This is a genomic window from Agromyces lapidis (assembly GCF_009749405.1).
In the GTDB taxonomy this organism is placed as follows: domain Bacteria; phylum Actinomycetota; class Actinomycetes; order Actinomycetales; family Microbacteriaceae; genus Agromyces; species Agromyces lapidis.
In genome coordinates this window covers 588919-608628 of the sequence record NZ_WBIQ01000001.1, presented here as the reverse complement: position 1 = coordinate 608628, position 19710 = coordinate 588919, and the positions used below count along the sequence as shown (strand labels likewise).

General features: G+C 70.7%; 18 protein-coding genes. 5 read left to right on the top strand and 13 right to left on the bottom strand.

Annotated elements, in window-relative coordinates; translation table 11 throughout:
• Nucleotides 1-27 precede the first annotated feature (27 nt).
• Genes GQQ93_RS02615 through GQQ93_RS02605 form a run of 3 tightly spaced genes read right to left on the bottom strand, consistent with a single transcriptional unit; the run spans nt 28 to nt 3145 of the window.
• A complete protein-coding gene (locus tag GQQ93_RS02615) occupies nt 28-873 on the bottom strand; it encodes an amidohydrolase family protein (RefSeq protein ID WP_157422642.1) in 846 nt (281 codons plus the stop codon).
• A complete protein-coding gene (locus GQQ93_RS02610) occupies nt 870-1844 on the bottom strand; it encodes an aldo/keto reductase (protein WP_157422641.1) in 975 nt (324 codons plus the stop codon). The genes GQQ93_RS02615 and GQQ93_RS02610 overlap by 4 nt, the downstream gene beginning before the upstream one ends.
• Nucleotides 1841-3145, bottom strand: a complete 1305-nt coding sequence (locus GQQ93_RS02605; RefSeq protein WP_157422640.1) for an L-fuconate dehydratase — start codon at nt 3143-3145, stop codon at nt 1841-1843. The genes GQQ93_RS02610 and GQQ93_RS02605 overlap by 4 nt, the downstream gene beginning before the upstream one ends.
• 148 nt (nt 3146-3293) lie before the next feature.
• Here GQQ93_RS02605 and GQQ93_RS02600 point away from each other — a divergent pair, with 148 nt between their 5' ends.
• The 3 genes from GQQ93_RS02600 to GQQ93_RS02590 all read left to right on the top strand — a co-directional run bounded on the left by GQQ93_RS02600 (nt 3294) and on the right by GQQ93_RS02590 (nt 5960).
• Nucleotides 3294-4142 carry a fumarylacetoacetate hydrolase family protein gene (locus tag GQQ93_RS02600; protein ID WP_157422639.1) on the top strand — a complete coding sequence of 283 codons (849 nt, stop codon included), beginning with the start codon at nt 3294-3296 and terminating at the stop codon, nt 4140-4142.
• A gap of 22 nt (nt 4143-4164) precedes the next feature.
• Nucleotides 4165-4938 (top strand): SDR family NAD(P)-dependent oxidoreductase, encoded by a 774-nt coding sequence (locus GQQ93_RS02595; RefSeq protein WP_157422638.1) that lies wholly within the window; start codon nt 4165-4167, stop codon nt 4936-4938.
• 146 nt (nt 4939-5084) lie between these two features.
• Nucleotides 5085-5960, top strand: coding sequence for a fumarylacetoacetate hydrolase family protein (locus GQQ93_RS02590; RefSeq protein WP_246192023.1), 876 nt, complete (start codon nt 5085-5087; stop codon nt 5958-5960).
• A 46-nt stretch (nt 5961-6006) separates the two neighbouring features.
• On the opposite strand, the gene GQQ93_RS02585 is transcribed toward GQQ93_RS02590, so the two are convergent.
• Both GQQ93_RS02585 and GQQ93_RS02580 read right to left on the bottom strand, forming a co-directional pair.
• The gene (locus GQQ93_RS02585; protein WP_157422637.1) at nt 6007-7470 is read right to left on the bottom strand and encodes an aspartate ammonia-lyase; all 1464 of its coding nucleotides are present in this window, start codon (nt 7468-7470) and stop codon (nt 6007-6009) included.
• A gap of 278 nt (nt 7471-7748) precedes the next feature.
• Nucleotides 7749-8066 (bottom strand): DUF4190 domain-containing protein, encoded by a 318-nt coding sequence (locus GQQ93_RS02580; RefSeq protein ID WP_246192021.1) that lies wholly within the window; start codon nt 8064-8066, stop codon nt 7749-7751.
• A 137-nt stretch (nt 8067-8203) separates the two neighbouring features.
• Between GQQ93_RS02580 and GQQ93_RS02575 the strand changes: the two genes are divergently transcribed.
• Entirely contained in the window at nt 8204-9490 is a 1287-nt protein-coding gene (locus GQQ93_RS02575) for a uracil-xanthine permease family protein (protein WP_157422636.1), read from the top strand.
• Nucleotides 9491-9575: 85 nt separating this feature from the next.
• Here GQQ93_RS02575 and GQQ93_RS02570 read toward each other — a convergent pair whose 3' ends face one another.
• From GQQ93_RS02570 to GQQ93_RS02540, 7 genes are all read right to left on the bottom strand, one after another.
• Nucleotides 9576-11006 (bottom strand): NCS2 family permease, encoded by a 1431-nt coding sequence (locus GQQ93_RS02570; protein ID WP_157422635.1) that lies wholly within the window; start codon nt 11004-11006, stop codon nt 9576-9578.
• Nucleotides 11007-11098: 92 nt separating this feature from the next.
• Complete coding sequence (locus GQQ93_RS02565; RefSeq protein ID WP_157422634.1) at nt 11099-11443, bottom strand: peptidase; 345 nt, start codon at nt 11441-11443, stop codon at nt 11099-11101.
• A complete protein-coding gene (locus tag GQQ93_RS02560) occupies nt 11440-12630 on the bottom strand; it encodes an inorganic phosphate transporter (RefSeq protein WP_157422633.1) in 1191 nt (396 codons plus the stop codon). Before GQQ93_RS02560 ends, GQQ93_RS02565 begins: the two co-directional genes overlap by 4 nt.
• Before the next feature lie 57 nt (nt 12631-12687).
• Entirely contained in the window at nt 12688-13164 is a 477-nt protein-coding gene (locus tag GQQ93_RS02555) for an 8-oxo-dGTP diphosphatase (RefSeq protein WP_157422632.1), read from the bottom strand.
• A 2-nt stretch (nt 13165-13166) separates the two neighbouring features.
• A complete protein-coding gene (locus tag GQQ93_RS02550) occupies nt 13167-14198 on the bottom strand; it encodes a 6-phosphofructokinase (RefSeq protein ID WP_157422631.1) in 1032 nt (343 codons plus the stop codon).
• A gap of 192 nt (nt 14199-14390) precedes the next feature.
• Nucleotides 14391-16514 carry a DEAD/DEAH box helicase gene (locus GQQ93_RS02545; RefSeq protein ID WP_157422630.1) on the bottom strand — a complete coding sequence of 708 codons (2124 nt, stop codon included), beginning with the start codon at nt 16512-16514 and terminating at the stop codon, nt 14391-14393.
• Between the two features lie 216 nt (nt 16515-16730).
• Nucleotides 16731-17462, bottom strand: a complete 732-nt coding sequence (locus tag GQQ93_RS02540; protein ID WP_157422629.1) for a ZIP family metal transporter — start codon at nt 17460-17462, stop codon at nt 16731-16733.
• Nucleotides 17463-17519: 57 nt separating this feature from the next.
• On the opposite strand from GQQ93_RS02540, the gene GQQ93_RS02535 reads away from it, so the two are divergent.
• Entirely contained in the window at nt 17520-17735 is a 216-nt protein-coding gene (locus GQQ93_RS02535; RefSeq protein ID WP_157422628.1) for a hypothetical protein, read from the top strand.
• Between the two features lie 60 nt (nt 17736-17795).
• Here the strand turns inward: GQQ93_RS02535 and GQQ93_RS02530 are convergent, their stop codons facing one another.
• The gene (locus tag GQQ93_RS02530; protein WP_157422627.1) at nt 17796-19700 is read right to left on the bottom strand and encodes a DUF2207 family protein; all 1905 of its coding nucleotides are present in this window, start codon (nt 19698-19700) and stop codon (nt 17796-17798) included.
• Nucleotides 19701-19710 lie beyond the last annotated feature (10 nt).

Genomic DNA, 19710 nt, shown 5'->3' with positions numbered 1-19710 from the left:
CGACGAATTCGACGCCGAGACATCAGATTACTCAAGGCGATACACCCGCTCAGCGGTGCCGCCGAGCACCGCGTCGCGCTCGACGGGATCGAGGTCGTCGACGCATTCGCGCATGACGCGCCAGGTCGGCTGATAGCCCCCGTGCGGCACCGTCATCGGCCAGTCGCCACCGTACATCACCCGATCGGGCGTGAATCGCTCGATCGCCAGCTCCCAGAGCGGTCGCACGGTGGCGGGCCCGAAGGGCACACCGGGAAGGTGGAGTCCGGAGAACTTCGCGACCGTGTTCGGCAGCGCCGCGAGCGCGACGAACTCGCGCTCCCATGCCGCGAAGTCGTCGCCGCCGACCGGGGGCTTGGCGAGGTGGTCGATCACGACCGTCAGCTCGGGCAGCGCCTCGGCGAGCCGCCGCGCCGCTCCGAGGTGACGCGGCCACGCGTCGGGGACGTCGAACGCGAGCCCGCGGGCGGCCACCTCTGCGAGCGACGCACGGACCGCCGGCAGTTCGAGGAACTCGTCGCGCGGATCGTCGTGCACGAGATGGCGGATGCCGCGGAGCCGGCGCTCGCCCGCGAGCGCGTCGAGTGCGGCGAGCGCCGAACGCGTGTCGTCGAGCGGCACCCAGCCGACGACGCCGAGCACCCAGTCGTTCGTCGCGGCGACGTCGAGCAGGTAGCGGGTGTCGGCCGCGGAGTCCTCGGCCTGCACGAGGATCGCCCCGTCGATGCCGGCCGCGTCGAGTTCGGCGCGCGCCTCGCCCGGGCCGAAGTCGGCGTTCAGCGGCCCGAGCTCCGGAGTGATCCACCCGTACTCGCTCAGCGACCGGTCCCAGAGATGCAGGTGCGCGTCGATCGTGAGCGACCGGCCGCTCACGGGAGGAGCCCCTGTTCGGCGAGACTCGTCCAGAAGCTCTCGGGCAGCGGTTCGGCGATCCGTGCGAGATTCTGCTCGACGCTCGTCGCACGCGCCGAGCCGACGACGACCGAGCGCACGGCGGGGTGGCGCAGCGGGTATTGGATCGCCGCGACCGGGAGTTCGACGCCCTCGGCCGCGCAGGCCTCGGCGAGGCGCCGCGCACGGGCGAGCATCTCATGCGGCACCGTCGCATAGTCGTAGCGCGCGTCAGCCTGCGGCGAGGCGGTCGCGAGCAGGCCCGAGTTGAAGACCGCGGCGGCGACCACGCCGACGCCCCGCGCCTCGCACAGGGGCAGCAACTCGGCGAGCGCCGGCTGCTCGAGCAGGGTGTAGCGGCCGGCGATCATGACGAGATCGAGATCGCCCTCGCGGACGGCGCGCGCCGCGGCATCCGCGCTGTTCGTGCCGATGCCGATGGCGCCGACGACGCCCTCGTCGCGCAGCTTCGCAAGCGCGGGCAGGCCCTCGGCGAGGCCTCGATCGAGGTCGTACACGTCGGGGTCGTGCAGATAGGCGATGTCGATGCGGTCGAGCCCGAGCCGCTCGAGCGAGTCCTCGAGGCTCCGGCGCACGCCCGCCTCGCTCGGGTCGAAACGGCGCACCAGCCGATTCGGTACGGCGTACTCGAAGGCCAGGTCGTCGCCGCCCGCGTAGTCGGGGTTCGGTTCGAGCACCCGGCCGACCTTGGTCGACACGATGAACTCGTCGCGGGGGCGAGAGCGGAGGAACTCGCCCAGGCGTCGCTCGGAGAGCCCGAGCCCGTAGTGGGGCGCCGTGTCGTAGTAGCGGATGCCTCCCGCCCACGCCGCACTGAGCGCGGCATCGGCGTCGGCGTCGGCGACCTCGCGGTACAGGTTGCCGATGGAGGCGGCGCCGTAGCCGAGTCGGCCGAGTTCGGCCGCCCCCGGCCACCGTGACTCGGGGCTCATGCCGGCACCTCGGCCACGTGCGCGCCGCGCCAGGTGTAGCGCTCGATCGAGGCCTCGTGCATCTCAGTGCCGGCCCCGGGCGCGGTCGGCGTGAGGTAGCGCCCGCGCTCGACGACCGCCGGGGTGACGAAGTGCTCGTGGAGGTGGTCGACGAACTCGATCATGCGACCGTCCATCGTGCCCGACAGGGCGACGTAGTCGAACATCGAGAGATGCTGCACCGCTTCGCAGAGGCCCACGCCGCCCGCATGGGGGCAGACCGGCACGCCGTACTTGGCGGCGAGCAGCAGGTTGGCGAGGTTCTCGTTCACGCCGCCGACGCGCGCGGCGTCGATCTGCATGACCGCCATGCCGCCGGCCTGCAGGAGCTGCTTGAACACGATCCGATTCTGCACGTGCTCGCCGGTCGCGACGCGCACGGGCGCGACGCCGCGGGCGATGGCCGCGTGCCCGAGGATGTCGTCGGGACTCGTCGGCTCCTCGATCCAGGCGAGGTCGAAGTCGGCGAGCGCGCGCACCCACTCGATCGCCTCGTCGACGCCCCAGCGCTGGTTCGCGTCGATCGCGATCGGGAAGCCCGCGCCGACGGCCGCCCGGGCGATGCCGAGTCGGCGCACGTCGTCGTCGAGCGAGGCGCCGACCTTGAGCTTGATCTGCGGGTAGCCGTCGGCGACGGCCTCGCGGCAGAGCCGTTCGAGCTTCTCGTCGGAGTACCCGAGCCAGCCCGGGGTCGTCGTGTACGCGGGGTAGCCGAGCTCGAGCAGCTTCGCGGTGCGCTCGGCGCGACCCGGCTCGGCGGCGCGGAAGAGTTCGAGCGCCTCGGCCGGGGTCACGGCATCGGAGATGTAGCGGAAGTCGACGAGCGAGACGAGCTCCTCGGGACTGAGCCCGGCGAGCAGCTGCCAGAGGGGCAGCCCGGCGCGCTTGGCCCTGAGATCCCACAGCGCGTTGAGCGCGGCGCCGATCGCCATGTGCATGACGCCCTTCTCGGGGCCGAGCCAGCGCAGCTGCGAGTCGTGCGCGAGCAGGCGCCACGCCGCACCCATGTCGCCGAGCAGCTCCTCGACGTCGCGGCCGACGAGGTGCGCGCGCAGCGCGTCGAGCGCGGCGACCTCTACGTCGTTGCCGCGGCCGATGGTGAACACGAAGGCGTGCCCGGCGAGCCCGTCGGCGGCGTCGGTGCGGATCACGAGGTACGCCGCCGAGTAGTCGGGGTCGGGGTTCATCGCATCCGATCCGTCGAGTTCGAGGGAGGTCGGGAAGCGGATGTCCCGGGTATCAACGCTGACGATCGTGCTCATGACGTCCTTTCGTGGGGCGTGATGAGCATAAACATCGGATGTCTCGCCTGTCAACCGTCGGCAGATGTGCAAGAATCTCCGTGAATCCGGCCTGAACCCAGTGGATACTTCAGATGTTCACGCAGCGCCGCGAGCGGAAGGACCAGCGATGAGATTCGCCCGGCTCGGCGACCCCGGCTCCGAGATCCCAGTGCTCCTCGACGGAGGGCGCACCCTCGACCTCCGAGGCGTGACCCGTGACGTCGACGCGGAGTTCCTCGGCGGCGACGGCCTGGCGCGAGTGCGTGCGGCCCTCGAGGCCGGCAGCATCCCCGAGCTGGACGGCGCCGCCGAGCTGCGGATCGGCGCCCCCATCGCACGGCCGGGCGCCGTCTACTGCATCGGCATGAACTACGCCGCGCACGCGGCCGAGTCGGGCTCCGCGCCACCCGAGCACCTCGTGATGTTCATGAAGTCGCCGAACACGGTGATCGGTCCGAACGACGAGGTGGCGATCCCCCGCGGGAGCACGAAGACCGATTGGGAGGTCGAGCTCGGCATCGTGATCGGCGCCCGGGCGAGCATGCTCGACTCCCCCGCGGACGCCCGTGCGCACATCGCCGGCTTCGTCACCGCCAACGATCTCTCCGAGCGCGACTGGCAGCTCGCCGTCTCGGGCGGCCAATGGTCGAAGGGCAAGAGCGCACCGGGTTTCTGCCCCACGGGGCCCTGGCTCGCGACGCCCGACGAGCTCGACGCCGACGACGTGCGCCTGCGCAGCTTCGTCAACGGCGAGCGCCGGCAGGATTCGAGCACCGCCGACCTCATCTTCGGCATCGACACGATCGTGTGGCAGCTGAGCCAGTACCTCGCCCTCGATCCCGGCGACCTCGTGCTCACGGGCACGCCCGAGGGCGTCGCCCTCTCGGGTCGCTTCCCCTACCTCGGCGCGGGCGATGTCGTCGAGATCGAGATCGACGGGCTCGGTCGCCAGCGCCAGCGCTACGTCGACGCCTGACCGCACGAACGAGAGGAACACCATGAGCCAGCACACCACCGGAGCCGCCGAGTTCGACGGCCTCGTGGCCGTCGTCACGGGCGGCGCATCGGGCATCGGCGCCGCGATCGCCGGCCGCCTCCGCCGCGGCGGCGCACGCGTCGCCGTCTTCGACCTCACGCCGGGCTCGGCCCCGCATGCCGACCTGGCGGTGGCGGTCGACATCGCCGACGACACGAGCGTTCGCGCCGGCGTCGACCGCGTCGTCGCCGAGTTCGGCCGGCTCGACATCGTCGTGAACAACGCCGGCATCGGCGCCCAGGGAGACATCTCGGCCAACGACGACGAGGAGTGGCGCCGCGTGCTCGACGTCAACGTGCTCGGCACCATGCGGGTGGCGCGGGCGGCGCTTCCGCATCTGCGCGACTCCCCCGCCGCCGCGATCGTGAACACCTCCTCGATCGCCGCGACCGCGGGCCTGCCGCAGCGGGCGCTCTACAGCGCGAGCAAGGGCGCGATCTCGGCCCTGACCCGGGCGATGGCCGCCGACCACCTGCGGGAGGGCATCCGGGTGAACGCCGTCAACCCGGGTACGGCCGACACCCCGTGGGTCGGACGGCTGCTCGACTCGGCCGACGATCCGGTCGCGGAGCGCGCCGCGCTCGAGGCGCGCCAGCCGCACGGCCGCCTCGTCGATCCCGACGAGGTCGCCGGCGCCGTCGCCTATCTCGCGAGCCCCGCGTCCGGGTCGACGACGGGCGTCTCGCTCGCGGTCGACGGCGGCATGCAGGAGTTGCGGCTGCGGCCGGCGCAGTGACCGCCGCGCGCGCGGCCGGCCGAGCGCTCGACCTGCCGCGCGCGCACGCGGCCGGACATCGGATTGTCGACACCACGGCGTATGCGAAAGCATTCGTTGTACATGCCGCACAGAGCCGGGTCAGGTGCGCCCGATAGCCTAGACAGGTGAAGTTCGCGCACCTGAGAGCCGAAGGCCAATCGACCCCTCGACTCGCGGTGGTCGTCGCAGAGGCTGCGCTCTTCCTCGACGAGATCATGCCCGAGGCGCCGCGCGACCTCCAGGACCTCATCGAGCAGGGCGACGCCGGCCTCGCCGCGGTTCGCGAGGCCGTCGACCGAGGGCTCGCCGTCGGCGCCGAACTCTCCCCGGTCTCCGAACTCCGACACTCCTCGGCTGTGCTCCGCCCCGCGCAGGTCATCGCGATCGGCGCGAACTACGCCGCACACGCGTCAGAGCTGAAGCTCCGCTCCGAGACGGCGATGACGATCTTCTCGCTCTGGCCGAACTCGCTCGCGGCGCACGGCGCCACCACGACCTGGGCGGGCGACCTCGCCACGCAGGTCGACTACGAGGCCGAGCTCGGCGTCATCATCGGCAAGCCCGCTCGCGGCGTGCACGCCCGCGACGCCCTCGATTACGTGTGGGGCTACACGGTCGTCAACGACATCACCGCCCGCGACATCCAGTTCAGCGAGGCCCAGTGGTCGCGCTGCAAGTCGTTCGACGGCTTCACCCCGACCGGCCCTGTCGTCGTCACGGCCGACGAGATCCCCGACCCGCAGGATCTCTGGCTCACCACGAACCTCGACGGCCGCATCCTGCAGGACGCGTCGACCAACGAGATGGTGCGCAGCGTCGCCGACATCATCGAGTACCTGTCGCGCTCCGCCACCGTGCCGGCCGGCACGCTCATCTCGACGGGCAGCCCCGGCGGCGCCGGCTACTCGCGCAACCCGCAGGTCTTCCTCCGCGACGGCTCCACCGTCACCGTCACCATCGAGGGCATCGGCTCGCTCACCACGCACTGCCGCGTGATCTGAGCCGGCCCCGGGGCGCCGCGCACGGCGGCACCCCGAGGCATCCGACTCACTCGTGCGGTTCGGAGTGCAGCTGCTGCACCGGGATCACGGTCGTGATCGGCCGGATGCCCGACAGCTTCGAGGGCTGCAGCTGCGCCATGACCTCTTCACGGCTCATCAGCCCCGCCTCGACGACGAGGTCGGCGACCGGCCGCCCCGTCGCGAGAGCCAGCTTCGCGAGCTTCGCGGCCTCGGTGTAGCCGATGAACGGGATGAGCGCGGTGATCACGCCGACGCTCGACGCGACCATCTGCTCGAGCCGCTCGGTGTTCGCGGTGATTCCGTCGACGCAGTTGACGCGGAGGGTCCAGCAGGCCTGGCGCATCCACGTGATCGACTGCAGCAGCGAGTGCGCGATGACCGGCTCGAAGGCGTTGAGCTGCAGCTGGCCGCTCTCGGCGGCCATCATGACCGTGACATCCGCGCCGGCGACGGCGTACGCGACCTGGCTGACGGCCTCGGGGATGACGGGGTTCACCTTGCCGGGCATGATCGAGGAGCCGGCCTGCATCGGCGGCAGGTTGATCTCGCCGAAGCCCGCCTGCGGGCCCGAGGAGAGCAGGCGCAGGTCGTTGCAGATCTTCGAGAGCTTGATCGCGCTGCGCTTGAGCGCGCTCGAGAAGGTCATGAAGACACCCGTGTCGCTCGTGGCCTCGATGAGGTCGGGCGCGGTCTCGAGGCGCAGCTCGGTGATCGCGCTCAGGTGCTCGACGACGGATGCCGCGTAACCCGGGTCGGCGGTGATGCCGGTGCCGATCGCGGTCGCACCGAGGTTCACCTCGCCGAGCAGCTTGATCGTCTCGCGGAGCCGGTCGATGTCCTCGCCGAGCGTCGTCGCATAGCCGTGGAACTCCTGGCCGAGCGTCATCGGCACCGCGTCCTGCAGCTGGGTGCGGCCGACCTTCAGCACCTCGTGGAACTCGCGGCCCTTGCGGCTGAACGCGATGCGCAGCAGGTCGAGCTCGGTGAGCATGGTGCGCAGCGAGAACGCCATCGCGACCTTCACCGCGGTCGGGTAGGTGTCGTTCGTCGACTGGCTGCGGTTCACGTCGTCGATCGGGTGGATCACGTCGTAGCGGCCCTTGGGGTACCCCGCGATCTCGAGCGAGACGTTCGCGATCACCTCGTTCGCGTTCATGTTCGTCGAGGTGCCCGCCCCGCCCTGGATGACGCCGACCACGAACTGGTCGTGGAACTCGCCGTCGATGATGCGCTGGCAGGCCTCGTCGATCCACGCCGCCTTCTGCGAACCGAGCACCCCAACGTCGCGGTTCGCCCGGGCCGCGGCCTGCTTCACCGAGGCGAGCGCGACCACGAGTTCGGGGTAGACCGAGATGGGTCGCTTCGAGATCGGGAAGTTCTCGAGCGCCCGCTTCGTGTGGACGCCCCAGTAGGCGTCGGCGGGCACCTCGACGGACCCGAGCGAATCGGTCTCGGTCCGGGTCGCCGGGGTGATCTCGGGCTCCTGCATGTCGTTCCTCCACGGAGCCGTGCGGCGCGTCATCGTTCGGACGCTCCGGAACCGGCCCCATCGCCTCATTCGCGCGGGATCGCCGCGCGGTCGTCCCCTCGAGCCTATCCCGCGAGGACGAGCGCGGCGGCGCCGACGGGCGGCCGAGGCGTCCTGACCGTGCTGCCGGGCAGGACGCTCTGCGCGGGCGCAGGTGGGTGCGACCGCGCTGCGACCGCATGCGACGAGCGGGGTCCGAGCTCAGCTCGGACCCCGCTCGTTTCGGTTCGGTGCTGGGCTCAGAGGAAGGCGAACGGCAGCATCACGAGGCCGAAGACGGCCGCGCCGATCGCGACGAGCGTCGCCCCGGCGAGCAGGACCGCGTTGAGCACGATGCCCCAGATGGCCATCGTTCGAGCGGCGGGCTCACGCTTGAGCGCCATGATCCCGAGCACGAGTCCGACGATCGGCACGACGAAGCTGTAGCCGGCCACGATCGAGACGAGGCCGAGCACGAGGCTCGCGATGCTGAACCCGCGCGACTCCGCAATGGGAGCGTCAGCGGGGCGCGCCTCCGCGTACGGCGCCTGGGTCGCGGTGTCGGTGACGGTGGTCATGAGATGTTCTCCTGTTCGTGGGTACCCGTTCGTGGGTATGACTCCACGCTACGGAGGCGGCGCGGCCTCCGACATGGGGCTATCCCCCCGGTACGATCTGATGGATCCCCACCCCTCGACTCCCCGAACGGAGCAGCATGACTCTGCCCTGGACCCTGCACGGCGACGGCAAGAACGTCAACCCGGGCGAGGTCGTCGCCCCCGGCGAACGCCTCAGCTGGCCCCGCACGATCGGCCTCGGCGCCCAGCACGTCGTCGCCATGTTCGGCGCGACGTTCCTCGTGCCGATCCTCACGGGCTTCCCGCCCGCGACGACGCTGTTCTTCTCCGGCCTCGGCACGATCCTCTTCCTTGTGATCACGAAGAACCGGGTGCCGAGCTACCTCGGTTCCTCCTTCGCGTTCATCGCCCCGATCAGCGCCGCGATGGGTGCGAAGGGCATCGCCGACCCGATGGGCGCCGCGCTCTTCGGCATCGTCGTCGTCGGCGTGCTGCTCGCCCTCGTCGGCCTCCTCGTGCAGTGGGTCGGCACCCGGTGGATCGACGCGCTCATGCCCCCCGTCGTCGCCGGCGCGATCGTCGCGCTGATCGGCTTCAACCTCGCGCCGGCCGCGAAGAACAACTTCATGCTCGCCCCGCTGACCGCGCTCATCACCCTCGCCGCCGTGATCATCGCGAGCGTCGCGTTCCGCGGCATCCTCGGGCGCATGTCCATCCTCGTCGGCGTGGTGATCGGCTACATCGCCGCGGCGATCCAGGGTGAGATCGACTTCGCGCGCATCGAGGATGCCGCGTGGATCGGCCTGCCGACCTTCCACCTGGCCGCGAACCCGTTCGCCGACTCCGCCGTGTGGGGCTTCCTCCCGGCGTTCCTGCCGGTCGTGCTCGTGCTCATCGCCGAGAACGTCGGCCACATCAAGGGCGTCGCCCAGATGACCGACGCCTCGGTCAACAAGTCGACCGGCCGCGCGCTCTTCGCCGACGGCCTCGCGACGACCGTCGCCGGCCTCTTCGGCGGCTCGGGAACGACCACTTACGGCGAGAACATCGGCGTCATGGCCGCGACGCGCGTCTACTCGACCGCCGCGTACTGGGTCGCGGGCATCGTCGCCGTGCTGCTCGGTCTCTCGCCGAAGTTCGGCGAGGTCATCAACACGATCCCCGCCGGCGTGCTCGGCGGCGTCACCACGGCGCTGTACGGGCTCATCGGCATCATCGGCGTCAAGATCTGGCTCGACAACAAGGTCGACTTCTCGAAGCCGGTGAACCAGTTCACCGCCGCGACCGCGCTCATCATCGGCATCGCGGACTTCACCTTCGCGATCGGCGGCGTCTCGTTCAACGGCATCGCGCTCGGCACGATCGCGGCCATCGTGATCTACCACGTCATGAACGGCATCGCGAGGGCGCGCGGCACGAACTGACGCGGTCGCCGCGAACGACGGATGCCCCGGGCTGCAGTGCAGCCCGGGGCATCCGTCTTCTCGCGCTCGAGCGGAGCGCGCAGGATCAGCCGGCGAAGAGCGCCTCGATCGGTCCGCGTGCGAAGTACAGCACGAAACCGGCACCGACGATCCACAGGAGCGGGTGGATGGTCTTGGCCCTCCCGGACAGCGCGTTCACGACGACCCAGCTCACGAAACCCGCACCGATGCCGTTCGCGATCGAGTACGTCATCGGCATCACCGTGATGGTGAGGAACACGGGCAGCAGGACGCGGTAGTCGCTGAAGTCGATGTTCTTGATCTGCGAGAGCATCATCGCGCCGACGAGCACGAGCGCGGCACCGGCGATCGCGCCGGGCACGAGCGAGGTGAGCGGCGTGAAGAACATCGCCAGCAGGAACAGGCCGCCGGTGACCACCGTGGCGAAGCCCGTACGAGCGCCCTCGCCGATGCCGGCGCCGGACTCGACGAACACCGTCGCCGACGACGACGAGGTGCCGCCGCCCACGATCGCGCCGACGCCTTCGACGACCAGCGCCGACTTGATGCGCGGGAAGTCGCCCTTCTCGTCGGCGAGGTCGGCCTCCTTCGCGAGGCCGGTCATCGTGCCCATCGCGTCGAAGAAGTTCGAGAAGACGAGGGTGAAGACGATCATCACGAGCGCCAGGCCCCCGACCTTGGAGAGGTCGAAGCCGAAGTCGACGGCACCGATGAGGCTCAGATCGGGCAGGCTCATGATGCCGCCCGCGAAGCCGAAGTCGAGCCCGAACGGCCAGATGAGGTTGATGATCGCGGCGAGCACCGTGCCGCCGACGAGGGCGATGAGGATCGCGCCCTTCACGCGCAGCGCGATCAGGACGCCGCCCGCCAGCAGGGTGATGACGAAGAGCAGGGTGGGCAGGGTCGCGACCGAGCCGCCGATGCCGAGGTCGACCGGCGGCGAGGGGTTGCCGGTGGCCGTCACGAAGCCTGCGTTCACGAAGCCGATGAACGCGATGAACAAGCCGATGCCGACGGTGATCGCGAGCTTCAACTGCACGGGGACTGCGTCGAAGATCATCTTCCGAAGGCCCGTGGCCGCCAGCAGCACGATGACGACGCCGTTGATCATGACCAGCGCCATCGCCTCGGGCCAGGTGACCGAGCCGACGACCGAGAACGCGAGGAACGCGTTGATGCCGAGACCTGCGGCGAATGCGAACGGCAGGCGGGTGACGAGCCCGAAGAGCACGGTCATGACGCCCGCCGTCAGCGCGGTGGCCGCCGCGACCGCTGCGCCGTTCAGCGTGTTGCCGTCGACGTCGGGCGTCGACAGGATGATCGGGTTGAGGATGACGATGTAGGCCATCGTCACGAAGGTGACGATGCCGCCGCGCACCTCGGTGGCGTAGTTGGAGCCGCGCTTCGTGATCTCGAAGAAGCGGTCGACTGCGCCGACCGGCCGCTGCTCGGTCGGGTCGGCGGGGTCGGTCGTCGGGGTGGTTGCAGTGGTCATCCGGGAACCTTCGATGAGGGACGCACGCCGGGGGCGCGCGACGGGTGGACTGTCGGATATGGAGTTGCGGGCGGTGCGGGCGCGCGACGCGTTCAGCTGAAGATCTTGATGAGGTGGTCGCCGACGATCAGGTAGATGCCGACGAGCACCGCGAATCCGCTGACTGCGAAGCAGGCCCAGGCGCCGACGAGTGCGGCGCGCTTCTGGCCGTCGGTGAGCGGGCTCTTCTTGGCGGCCTTCTTCGCACGCTTCTCGGCCTGCTTGATCTCGGCGGGGGTCACGATGGTGATCGCGTCGGTGAACTCGGCCGGCGTCACGATCGGGGTGCGCCCCGAGACGGTGAGCAGGCGGATGCCCAGCGAATAGGCGGAGACCACGACCACGGTGCCGATGAGCGCCGAGACGAACACGAGGAGGAATGCGAGCCAGTCGATCACGACGTCACCTTCTTCTTCGGCTTGGGGTTGCGCTTGATCTTCACGGCGCGGCCCGAGTGGGCGACCTCGCTGACGACGTTGTGGTGCGAGACCTCGTTGCGGCGCGACCACAGGAAGATGCCGACGATGACGCCGACGCCGACGACCGTGTCGATGATGATGCCCACGACGCCCATGTGCGCGACGAGCGCGGCGAGCGCGCCGACGGCGCCCGCGGCGGGCAGGGTGAGCAGCCAGCCGACCCCGATGCGCCCGGCGGTGCGCCAGCGCACCTTCGAGCCGCGACGGCCGAGGCCCGAGCCGATGACCGAGCCCGAGGCGACCTGCGTCGTCGACAGCGCGAAGCCGACGTGGCTCGACGCGAGGATCGTCGCGGCGGTCGCGGTCTCGGCGGCGAAGCCCTGGGCGGGCTTGACGTCGGTGAGGCCCGTGCCGAGGGTCTTGATGATGCGCCAGCCGCCCATGTAGGTGCCGAGCGCGATGGCGACGGCACAGGTCACGATGACCCACCAGTACACGTCGCTGCCTGCGGGCTGGAGGCCCGCGGCGACGAGCGTGAGCGTGATGACGCCCATGGTCTTCTGCGCGTCGTTCGTGCCGTGTGCGAGCGCGACGAGCGAGGAGGAGAAGATCTGCGCGTGGCGGAAGCCGTCGCGGCCGTCGGGCTTGCCGTCGTAGCGACGGGTGATCGCGTAGGCGAGCTTCGTCGCGGCGTACGCGATGAGGCCGGCGGTGAGCGGCGCGAGGATCGCGGGCAGGATGACCTTCGACATGACGACGGAGAAGTCGATCGGGTTGCCGGCGCTGGCGATCCAAGCACCGACGAGCGCCGCGCCGATGAGGCCGCCGAACAGCGCGTGGCTCGACGAGGAGGGCAGCCCGAGCAGCCACGTGATCATGTTCCACACGATCGCGCCGATGAGGCCGGCGAAGATCAGTTCGGGCGTGATCAGCACGCCGCCCTCGCCCTCCTTGATGATGCCCCCCGAGATCGTCTTCGCCACCTCGGTGGAGAGGAATGCGCCGACGAGGTTCAGCAGGGCCGCGAGCGCGACTGCGGTCTTCGGCTTCAGGGCACCCGTGGCGATTGGCGTCGCCATCGCGTTCGCCGTGTCGTGGAAGCCGTTCGTGAAGTCGAAGAAGAGCGCCAGTGCGATGACCAGCACGACGATGAGGGTGAGATCCACCGGCGTCTTTCTTGCGAGAGGGAAGAGTTCACCTGGAGTTCAGGAACCCCGACGATCCTACGCGACCGATGAGCGCTCCGTCACCACCGTGGCGAGATCCTCGCCGAACACGAAGGTGCGGCGCACCGTTCCGCCCGCGAGCACGCCGGGGAGCCACCGCTTCGCGTCGTCCCACATCTCGTCGTACGGCACGTCGGCGAGCGCGAACCACTCGGGGTCGAGTTCGTCGGATGCCACGGGGTCGCCCTCGAAGCGGCGGCCGACGAACACGCTCGACTCCTGGCTCCACGACTCGCGCGAGGGGAAGTGGTAGCTGAGGACGCCGCGCGGCTCGAGGTCGTCGCCGACCACGACGAGGCCCGACTCCTCGAAGACCTCGCGCACCGCGGCATCCACCGCCTGCTCACCGGATTCGAGCTTGCCGCCGAGCCCGACGTAGTAGCCCTCGCCCAGGCCGTGCTTCTTGCGCCCGAGGAGCACCTCGGTGACCCCGGCGCGTTCGCGCAGGAGGTAGCAGACGCAGACCTGGTACATGCTCAGCCGAAGAGGACGCGCGCCTCGTCGTAGCGCGACTGCGGCACACGGTTGAGCGTGCCGACCGCTTCGGCGATCGACACCGTCTTGATCTCGGTGCCGCGGAGCGTGACCATCGAGCCCCACGCGTGGTCGTAGACGGCGTCGATCGCCGCCATGCCGAGGCGGGTTGCGAGCACGCGGTCGTACGCCGAGGGGGCGCCCCCGCGCTGGATGTGCCCGAGCACCGTCGCACGCGACTCGATGCCCGTGCGCTCCTCGATCATCGGCGCGAGGACGTCGGCGATGCCGCCGAGCCGCGGCCGGTTGAAGGCGTCGAGCCCCTTGTGCGAGTGCGCCTCGTCCATGCCCTCGAGCGTGAAGCCCTCGGCGACGACGACGAGCGGGGCGCGGCCGCGGTCGCGCACCGACTCGACCCACTCGCAGATCTGCTCGATCGACTGCGGCTGCTCGGGGATGAGGATCGCGTGCGCTCCTCCGGCCATGCCCGAGTGCAGGGCGATCCAGCCGACGTGGCGGCCCATGACCTCGAGCACCATGCAGCGGCCGTGCGAGTCGGCGGTCGTGCGCAGGCGGTCGATCGCCTCGGTCGCGATCTCGACGGCGGTGTCGAAGCCGAAGGAGTAGTCGGTGGCGGCGAGGTCGTTGTCGATCGTCTTCGGCACGCCGACGACGTTGATGCCGCCCTCGTCGTGGAGGCGGCGGGCCGCGGTCAGCGTGCCCTCGCCGCCGATCGCGATGATGGCGTCGATGCCGTTCGCGTCGAGCATGCGCTGGATGTTCTCGGGGCCGCCGCCCTCGCCCTCGAAGGGGTTGGTGCGGCTCGAGCCCAGGATCGTGCCGCCCTGCTTGGCGAGACCGCGCACGTCATGGCGGACGATCGGAACGATGTCCTCCTCGACGACGCCGCGCCACCCGTTGCGGAACCCGACGAACTCGGTGTCGTGCGAGATGACGCCTCGGAGGACGGCACCGCGGATGACGGCGTTGAGGCCGGGGCAGTCGCCACCAGAGGTGAGCATTCCGATCTTCATGGCGCGTGGGACTCCTTGCAGGTGGGAAATCGTCGCTGGAGCCGCTTCATCGGGGCACGACTCCGGGAAGTCTAGCGAACCTCGACTCTCGTGCGAGGGCTCGGACGGGGCCTCGAATCAAGGTCGCCAGAAGCCGCAAGAATCGCGCCAACGAGTTCCGTTCGAAGCGATCGATCCGACTGCGCGGCGCCGCTACAGCGCCCCGTCGAGCGCCTGACGCAGCAGGTGCTGCAGCGCGTCGAGCTGCACCGAGTCGGCCGAGCCGGGCTCGACGTCCTGTCCGTCGAGGGCCCGGGCCGCGAGGCCCTGCTTCGAGTCGATGAGTTCGGCGATGCGGGCGTCGATCGTGTGCGCGGCGATGATGCGCCACGCGGTGACCGGCTCCTCCTGGCCGATACGGTGCACGCGGTCGATCGCCTGCGTCTGCTCGGCGGCCGTCCAGCTCAGCTCGGCGAGCACGACGTTCGACGCCGCCTGCAGGTTCACGCCGACGCCGGCCGCGGTGAGCGAGCAGACCGCCACCGAGACCTCGGGGTCCTTGTTGAACGCGTCGATCGCGGCCTGGCGCTGCAGGGCGGTCTGGTCGCCGCGCAGCGACACCGTGCGCAGCTCGCGCGCCGAGAACGCGGCCTCGGCCTGGTCCATGACGTCGATGTGCTTCGCGAAGAACACGACCTTGCCCACCGAACGGGCGAGCTGCGCGGCGTAGTCGGCCGCGAGTCCCGCCTTCGCCTGGCCGATGCGGCGCACCATCGTGAAGACGTTCTCGCCCGACTTCGACGACTTCGCCTCCTCGAGCTCGGCGCTCGCGACGGCGCGGATGAACTGGTCGCGGGTGTCCTCGTCGAGGTCGCCGACCTTGAGGTGGCGGGCTTCGACGAGCGCGCGGAACCGCGAGGCGAGGCGGTTGCCGAGCTCGCGCTCTGCGGCGCGCACCGAGCGGCCGAGCTCGTCGTCGAGTTCGACGGGGAGGTCGGCGATGCGCTTGGCCGGCAGGTCGGCCGCGACATCCACCTTGCGACGCCGCACGATGCCGAGGTCGATGACGGTGCGTCGCGCCGCGGAGTAGAAGCCGGGCTCGGCGGGGGTGAGCCCCGTCTCCTCGAGCTTCGCGAGCAGCTCTGTCGAGGGCTTGTCGCCGTCGATCCAGCCGAGGAACTTCCAGATGGCGCGGAAGTCGTCGACGTCGTTGATGAGCGGGGTGCCCGTGAGCGCGAGCAGCAGCGGGTTGCCGCCGGGCGTCGCCTTGCGGATGCGCTCGGCGAGGGCGAGCACGTTCTTCGAGCGCTGCGACTGCAGGTTCTTGATGAAGTGCGCCTCGTCGACGACCATGCCGCGGAAGCCGAGCGTCGACAGCCACGCCATGTGCCGGTCGAGCACGTCGTAGTTGACGATGACGACGTCGGCGAACGCGTCGAGGGTGTCGCCGTCGCCGTGGATCACGGTCGCCCGACGGTGCGGGGTCCACCGTTCGACCTCGCGCGCCCAGTTCATCTTCACGACGTTGGGCACGACCGCGAGCAGCGGGTAGGCATTCGCCACGGATGCCGCGAGCACCGACTGGGCCGTCTTGCCGAGACCCGGCTCGTCGGCGAGCAGGAACGCGCGGTGCCCCTCGCGGGCGCTCTCGATGAAGCGCGCCTGGTGCTTCATGAGCTCGAGGCCGCGCGGAGAGAGCCGGTCGGCCTTCGGCGCCTCGGGCAGCTCCATCGAGGCGGCCTGGCCGCCCGAGCCCTGCTCGAACGACTTGAAGAGTGGGCCGAGCAGCTCCCAGTTCGCGAGCCGGCGCACCGGCACGAGGGGTGCGGCGGGCTTCGAGAAGTCGGGTGCGAGGAAGGGGTTCGCGAGCTGGCGCGACTTCACCGAGGCGGGGATGACCTGGTTCTCGGAGATCTCGATCTTCGCCTCGGGCTCGCGGGTGATGATGAGCTCGTCGGGGCTGAGCTCGGCACCCGACTCGAGCAGCCAGTCGCGGCGGAAGCGCTGCGCGACGGTCGAGATCGAGGCATCCGGTTCGAGCAGCTGGATGAGGCTCGTGTCGCGGGCCGCGGTCTTCGCGAGGATCTGCGCGATGCCGTCGAGGCGCTTCAGGAGCTCGCCGCGCGCGGCGTCGCCGATCTCGGCGTCGGCCTTCACCCGGGCCCGCTCCTCGCGCATGAGCAGCGCGATGACCTGGAACTTGGTGCGGTTCGTCGGGCCGAGCTTGCCCTTCTGCGCCTTCTGCTCGACCTCTCGCACCTTGCGGGCGAGGATCGGGATGATGGGTGCTTCATCGTCGCGCGAACGCGTACGCTGCCGCTGCCTCGTCTGGGCCATGGTCCTCCCGTTTCCTTCGTGCCGTGCCCGGCACGCCCCCTCGGCACCACTCGGTGGTCGAGCCCGCACGCTGCGGCTCGGTTGCCGCGCGGCGCGGTACGCCGAATCCCGAACCGAGCAGCGGCGAGCGGGGCTCGCACGGTCGGCCGAAGAACGGATTCGTCGGGCGCTTCCCCCATTCTAGCGGGCGCGGGGCCCCTGCCGTGAAACGGCGCGTCACCCGATGACGTGCACGGCGTAACTGAGCAGGAAACCCGCGGTGGCGAGGAGCCCCGTGAACGAGTGCGCGGTGCGGAACGCCTCGGGGATCATCGTGTCGCAGATCATCGCGAGGATCGCGCCGGCCGCGATCGCGGTGATGAACGCGGTGAGCTCGCCCGGGGCCTCGTCGAGCAGCACGTATCCGGCGAGCGAGGCGAGGGCGCTCGCGAGCGCGATGCCCGACCACAGCACGAAGACGTACGTTCGCGAACGCCCGCTCTCCTTCAGCGAGGCCGTCGACGACAGCCCTTCGGGGACGTTCGAGATCAGGATGGCGACGAAGACCGGCACGCTCACTCCCCCGCCTCCGACCATGCTGAGCCCGAGCACCGCCGACTCGGGGACCCCGTCGAGGAGCGCACCGACGGCGATACCCGTGCCGGTCCCGGGATCCTGGCCGGTGCCGCGCGGGTTGCGCTGGTCGAAGCGGTCGAGCAGCTGATTCGCGAACACGTAGACGACCGCTCCCACCGCGAAGCCGCCGACGGTCGGCCAGAAGCCGCCCTCCTCCTGCGCCTCGAGCACGAGATCGAAGGCGAGCGCCGAGACGAGCACGCCCGAGCCGAACGCCATGATCGACGCCACGACGCGGGTCGGCACCTTCACATACCAGGCGATGACGGCGCCGACGAGGAGCGCACCGCCGGCGAGGAGGCCGGCGATGCCTGCGAGGATCCACTCAGGCATGCTGCGAGCATAGGGCCGGGGCTACCCGATCGGCGTCGACGCGCCTACCCTTGGAACATGGACGAGCTCGCGGGGGCGGGCGCGGAGATCGCGCCCGACGACGAAGATTTCACGGTCTCGCAGGACACCGAGTTCGACGAGGCCGACGAGGCGCACGACGACGACGAGCGCTCGCTCGACGACGTGCTCGACGAGGAGGTCGCGGGGCTCGACGCCGAGCGCCGGGTCGATCTCGACGACGAGCGCGCGATCTCGTCGGGCGACGCCGAGTAGCGTCGTCGCTGCGCGACGGCCCCGGTCTCTCGGACGGGCCGCGCCTCGGACGTCGCCGCCTCAGACGCCGCCGCCACCGCCGCCGCCGCCACCGCCACCAGACGACCCGCCGCCGCCCGAGCCGCTCGAGGAGGAGCTCGCGCTCGACCCCGACCACGAGCTGTTCGACGAGCTCGAGAACGAGGCGACCCCTGCGGCGAAGTAGGCCGCGTTGAAGCCGCTGCTGCCCGAGTACCAGCCCGGCTGGGTGCCGAGCTGCTCGTAGAGCACGGCGAGTTCGCGGCTCCAGTCGCGCTCGAACCCGAACAGCACGGCGTACGGCAGCAGCCGCTCGTTGAGCTTCAGCACCTGGCCGGGGTCGCTCGTGTCGACCCGCAGCGCGCCTGTCGGGCTCTGCAGCACCCGGATGCGGTCGGCCTCGGCGAGCCGGATGTAGACCCGCAGCCCCTCGAGGTGGTCGCGCAGCTCGCGCCCGCGTTCGGTGAACGGCCGTACCCACACGACCAGCCCGACCGCGAGCAGCGCCGCGAGGACCGCCACGATGAAACAGAGCGCGGGCCAGCCTCCGCCCATCACCGCGGCGAGCGCGACGACGCCCAGCACGAAGCTTGCGACGGCCGCGAGGCCGGCGCCGACCGCGAGCCAGATGCGGAGGCCGACGTCGGGGCTGCGCCGGAGCCCCGCGGCGACGACCCCGCTCGACACCCGCTGCCTGATCGCCAGCAGTCTCTTGCCGAGCGCGGTGTCGCTCGATTTCATCTCGCGCATCGCGCCCGGCTGGGGCGGGCTGCCGAACAGCGCCTCGACGACGGCCCTGGCGTGCTCGTCGCCGGCCGGCCCGCCACCTGTGAACTGGACCGCGTATCGGCGCGGCGCCGTCTCGACGACACGGAGCTCGCCCGCGACGGCGCGTTCGAGCACGGTCGCGGTGACGCCCTTCGACATGCTGCCCACGAGCTCCGCGGCGACGAACGCCGAGACGCCCGCCTGCGGTTCGTACTGCGCGATGATCGTGCCGCGCCCCGGGTGATTGCGCCATCGGCCGAGCCTGAGCCCGAGCGCCACGGCCGCCATCACTGCCGCGATCGCGGCCGCGACGCCGCTGCCGACGGCCGCGGGCGACGACCAGAACGCGTCGTCGCGCGGCACCACGGTGCCCGGCTCGAACGCGACCGCGAAGCTGAGGTTCTCGTACGGCCCGATCGCGGCGGCCTCGGCCACGACGACGGCCTCGCCGTCGACCTCCTCGCTCGTCATCGCATCGCAGGGATCGGTCGACCCCGACCAGCCGCGGTAGCAGGCCATGTCGCTGGTCATCGCCTCGGTGAGTTCGCCGGAGAGGCGCAGCTCGCTGCGCACGACGCCGAAGGGCTGCGCCCACCCGGTGCCGTTGACGTCCCAGTAGAGCTCGTCGATCGCCGCATCGTCGGGCACGTGGGTGACGTTGTGCATGCGGTAGCGGAACACGTACGTCTGCTCGCCGTGCACGAAGTCGTCGGCGCGGCTGGTGACGAGCAGGAACTCGTCGTCCTCGTCGGTCTCGGTCTCGTACGGGCGGGGTGCGCCCGAGGCATCCGTCACCGATTCGACGACGAGGTCGACCGGATGACCGTCGTAGCCGAGCGGGATCGCCCGCCGGATGCCGCGGTTCTGGTCGAAGTCGGGGAACACGGCGACGAGGGTCTCGGTGACCACCATCACCGAGCGGCCCTCGTCGTCGAGGGAGAGTTCGTAGACCGCGTCGAACGAGTCGAACACGAAGTCGTCGGCGTCGGCCCGGGCGGCGCCGAGCGCTGCGACGGCGGGCGGCGCGGCCGCCGCATCGAGCGCTTCGGATGCCGCGCGCTCCCCCGCGGCCGCGGGCGACGCGCCGCCGGCGCAGACCAGGAGCAGGGCGAACGATGCGGCCGAGAGCGCGGCGGCGAGTCGCGCGACGACGGGGCGGCGGGCGGGGCGACGGGGCATGCCCCCACGC

What these genes read in the sequence shown, in the direction of transcription:
- GQQ93_RS02610 (WP_157422641.1), bottom strand. Translation starts at nt 1,844, where the DNA reads ATGAGCCCCGAGTCACGGTGGCCGGGGGCGGCCGAACTCGGCCGACTC.
- GQQ93_RS02605 (WP_157422640.1), bottom strand. Translation starts at nt 3,145, where the DNA reads ATGAGCACGATCGTCAGCGTTGATACCCGGGACATCCGCTTCCCGACC.
- GQQ93_RS02600 (WP_157422639.1), top strand. Translation starts at nt 3,294, where the DNA reads ATGAGATTCGCCCGGCTCGGCGACCCCGGCTCCGAGATCCCAGTGCTC.
- GQQ93_RS02595 (WP_157422638.1), top strand. Translation starts at nt 4,165, where the DNA reads ATGAGCCAGCACACCACCGGAGCCGCCGAGTTCGACGGCCTCGTGGCC.
- GQQ93_RS02585 (WP_157422637.1), bottom strand. Translation starts at nt 7,470, where the DNA reads ATGCAGGAGCCCGAGATCACCCCGGCGACCCGGACCGAGACCGATTCG.
- GQQ93_RS02580 (WP_246192021.1), bottom strand. Translation starts at nt 8,066, where the DNA reads ATGACCACCGTCACCGACACCGCGACCCAGGCGCCGTACGCGGAGGCG.
- GQQ93_RS02575 (WP_157422636.1), top strand. Translation starts at nt 8,204, where the DNA reads ATGACTCTGCCCTGGACCCTGCACGGCGACGGCAAGAACGTCAACCCG.
- GQQ93_RS02570 (WP_157422635.1), bottom strand. Translation starts at nt 11,006, where the DNA reads ATGACCACTGCAACCACCCCGACGACCGACCCCGCCGACCCGACCGAG.
- GQQ93_RS02555 (WP_157422632.1), bottom strand. Translation starts at nt 13,164, where the DNA reads ATGTACCAGGTCTGCGTCTGCTACCTCCTGCGCGAACGCGCCGGGGTC.
- GQQ93_RS02550 (WP_157422631.1), bottom strand. Translation starts at nt 14,198, where the DNA reads ATGAAGATCGGAATGCTCACCTCTGGTGGCGACTGCCCCGGCCTCAAC.
- GQQ93_RS02545 (WP_157422630.1), bottom strand. Translation starts at nt 16,514, where the DNA reads ATGGCCCAGACGAGGCAGCGGCAGCGTACGCGTTCGCGCGACGATGAA.
- GQQ93_RS02540 (WP_157422629.1), bottom strand. Translation starts at nt 17,462, where the DNA reads ATGCCTGAGTGGATCCTCGCAGGCATCGCCGGCCTCCTCGCCGGCGGT.
- GQQ93_RS02535 (WP_157422628.1), top strand. Translation starts at nt 17,520, where the DNA reads ATGGACGAGCTCGCGGGGGCGGGCGCGGAGATCGCGCCCGACGACGAA.
- GQQ93_RS02530 (WP_157422627.1), bottom strand. Translation starts at nt 19,700, where the DNA reads ATGCCCCGTCGCCCCGCCCGCCGCCCCGTCGTCGCGCGACTCGCCGCC.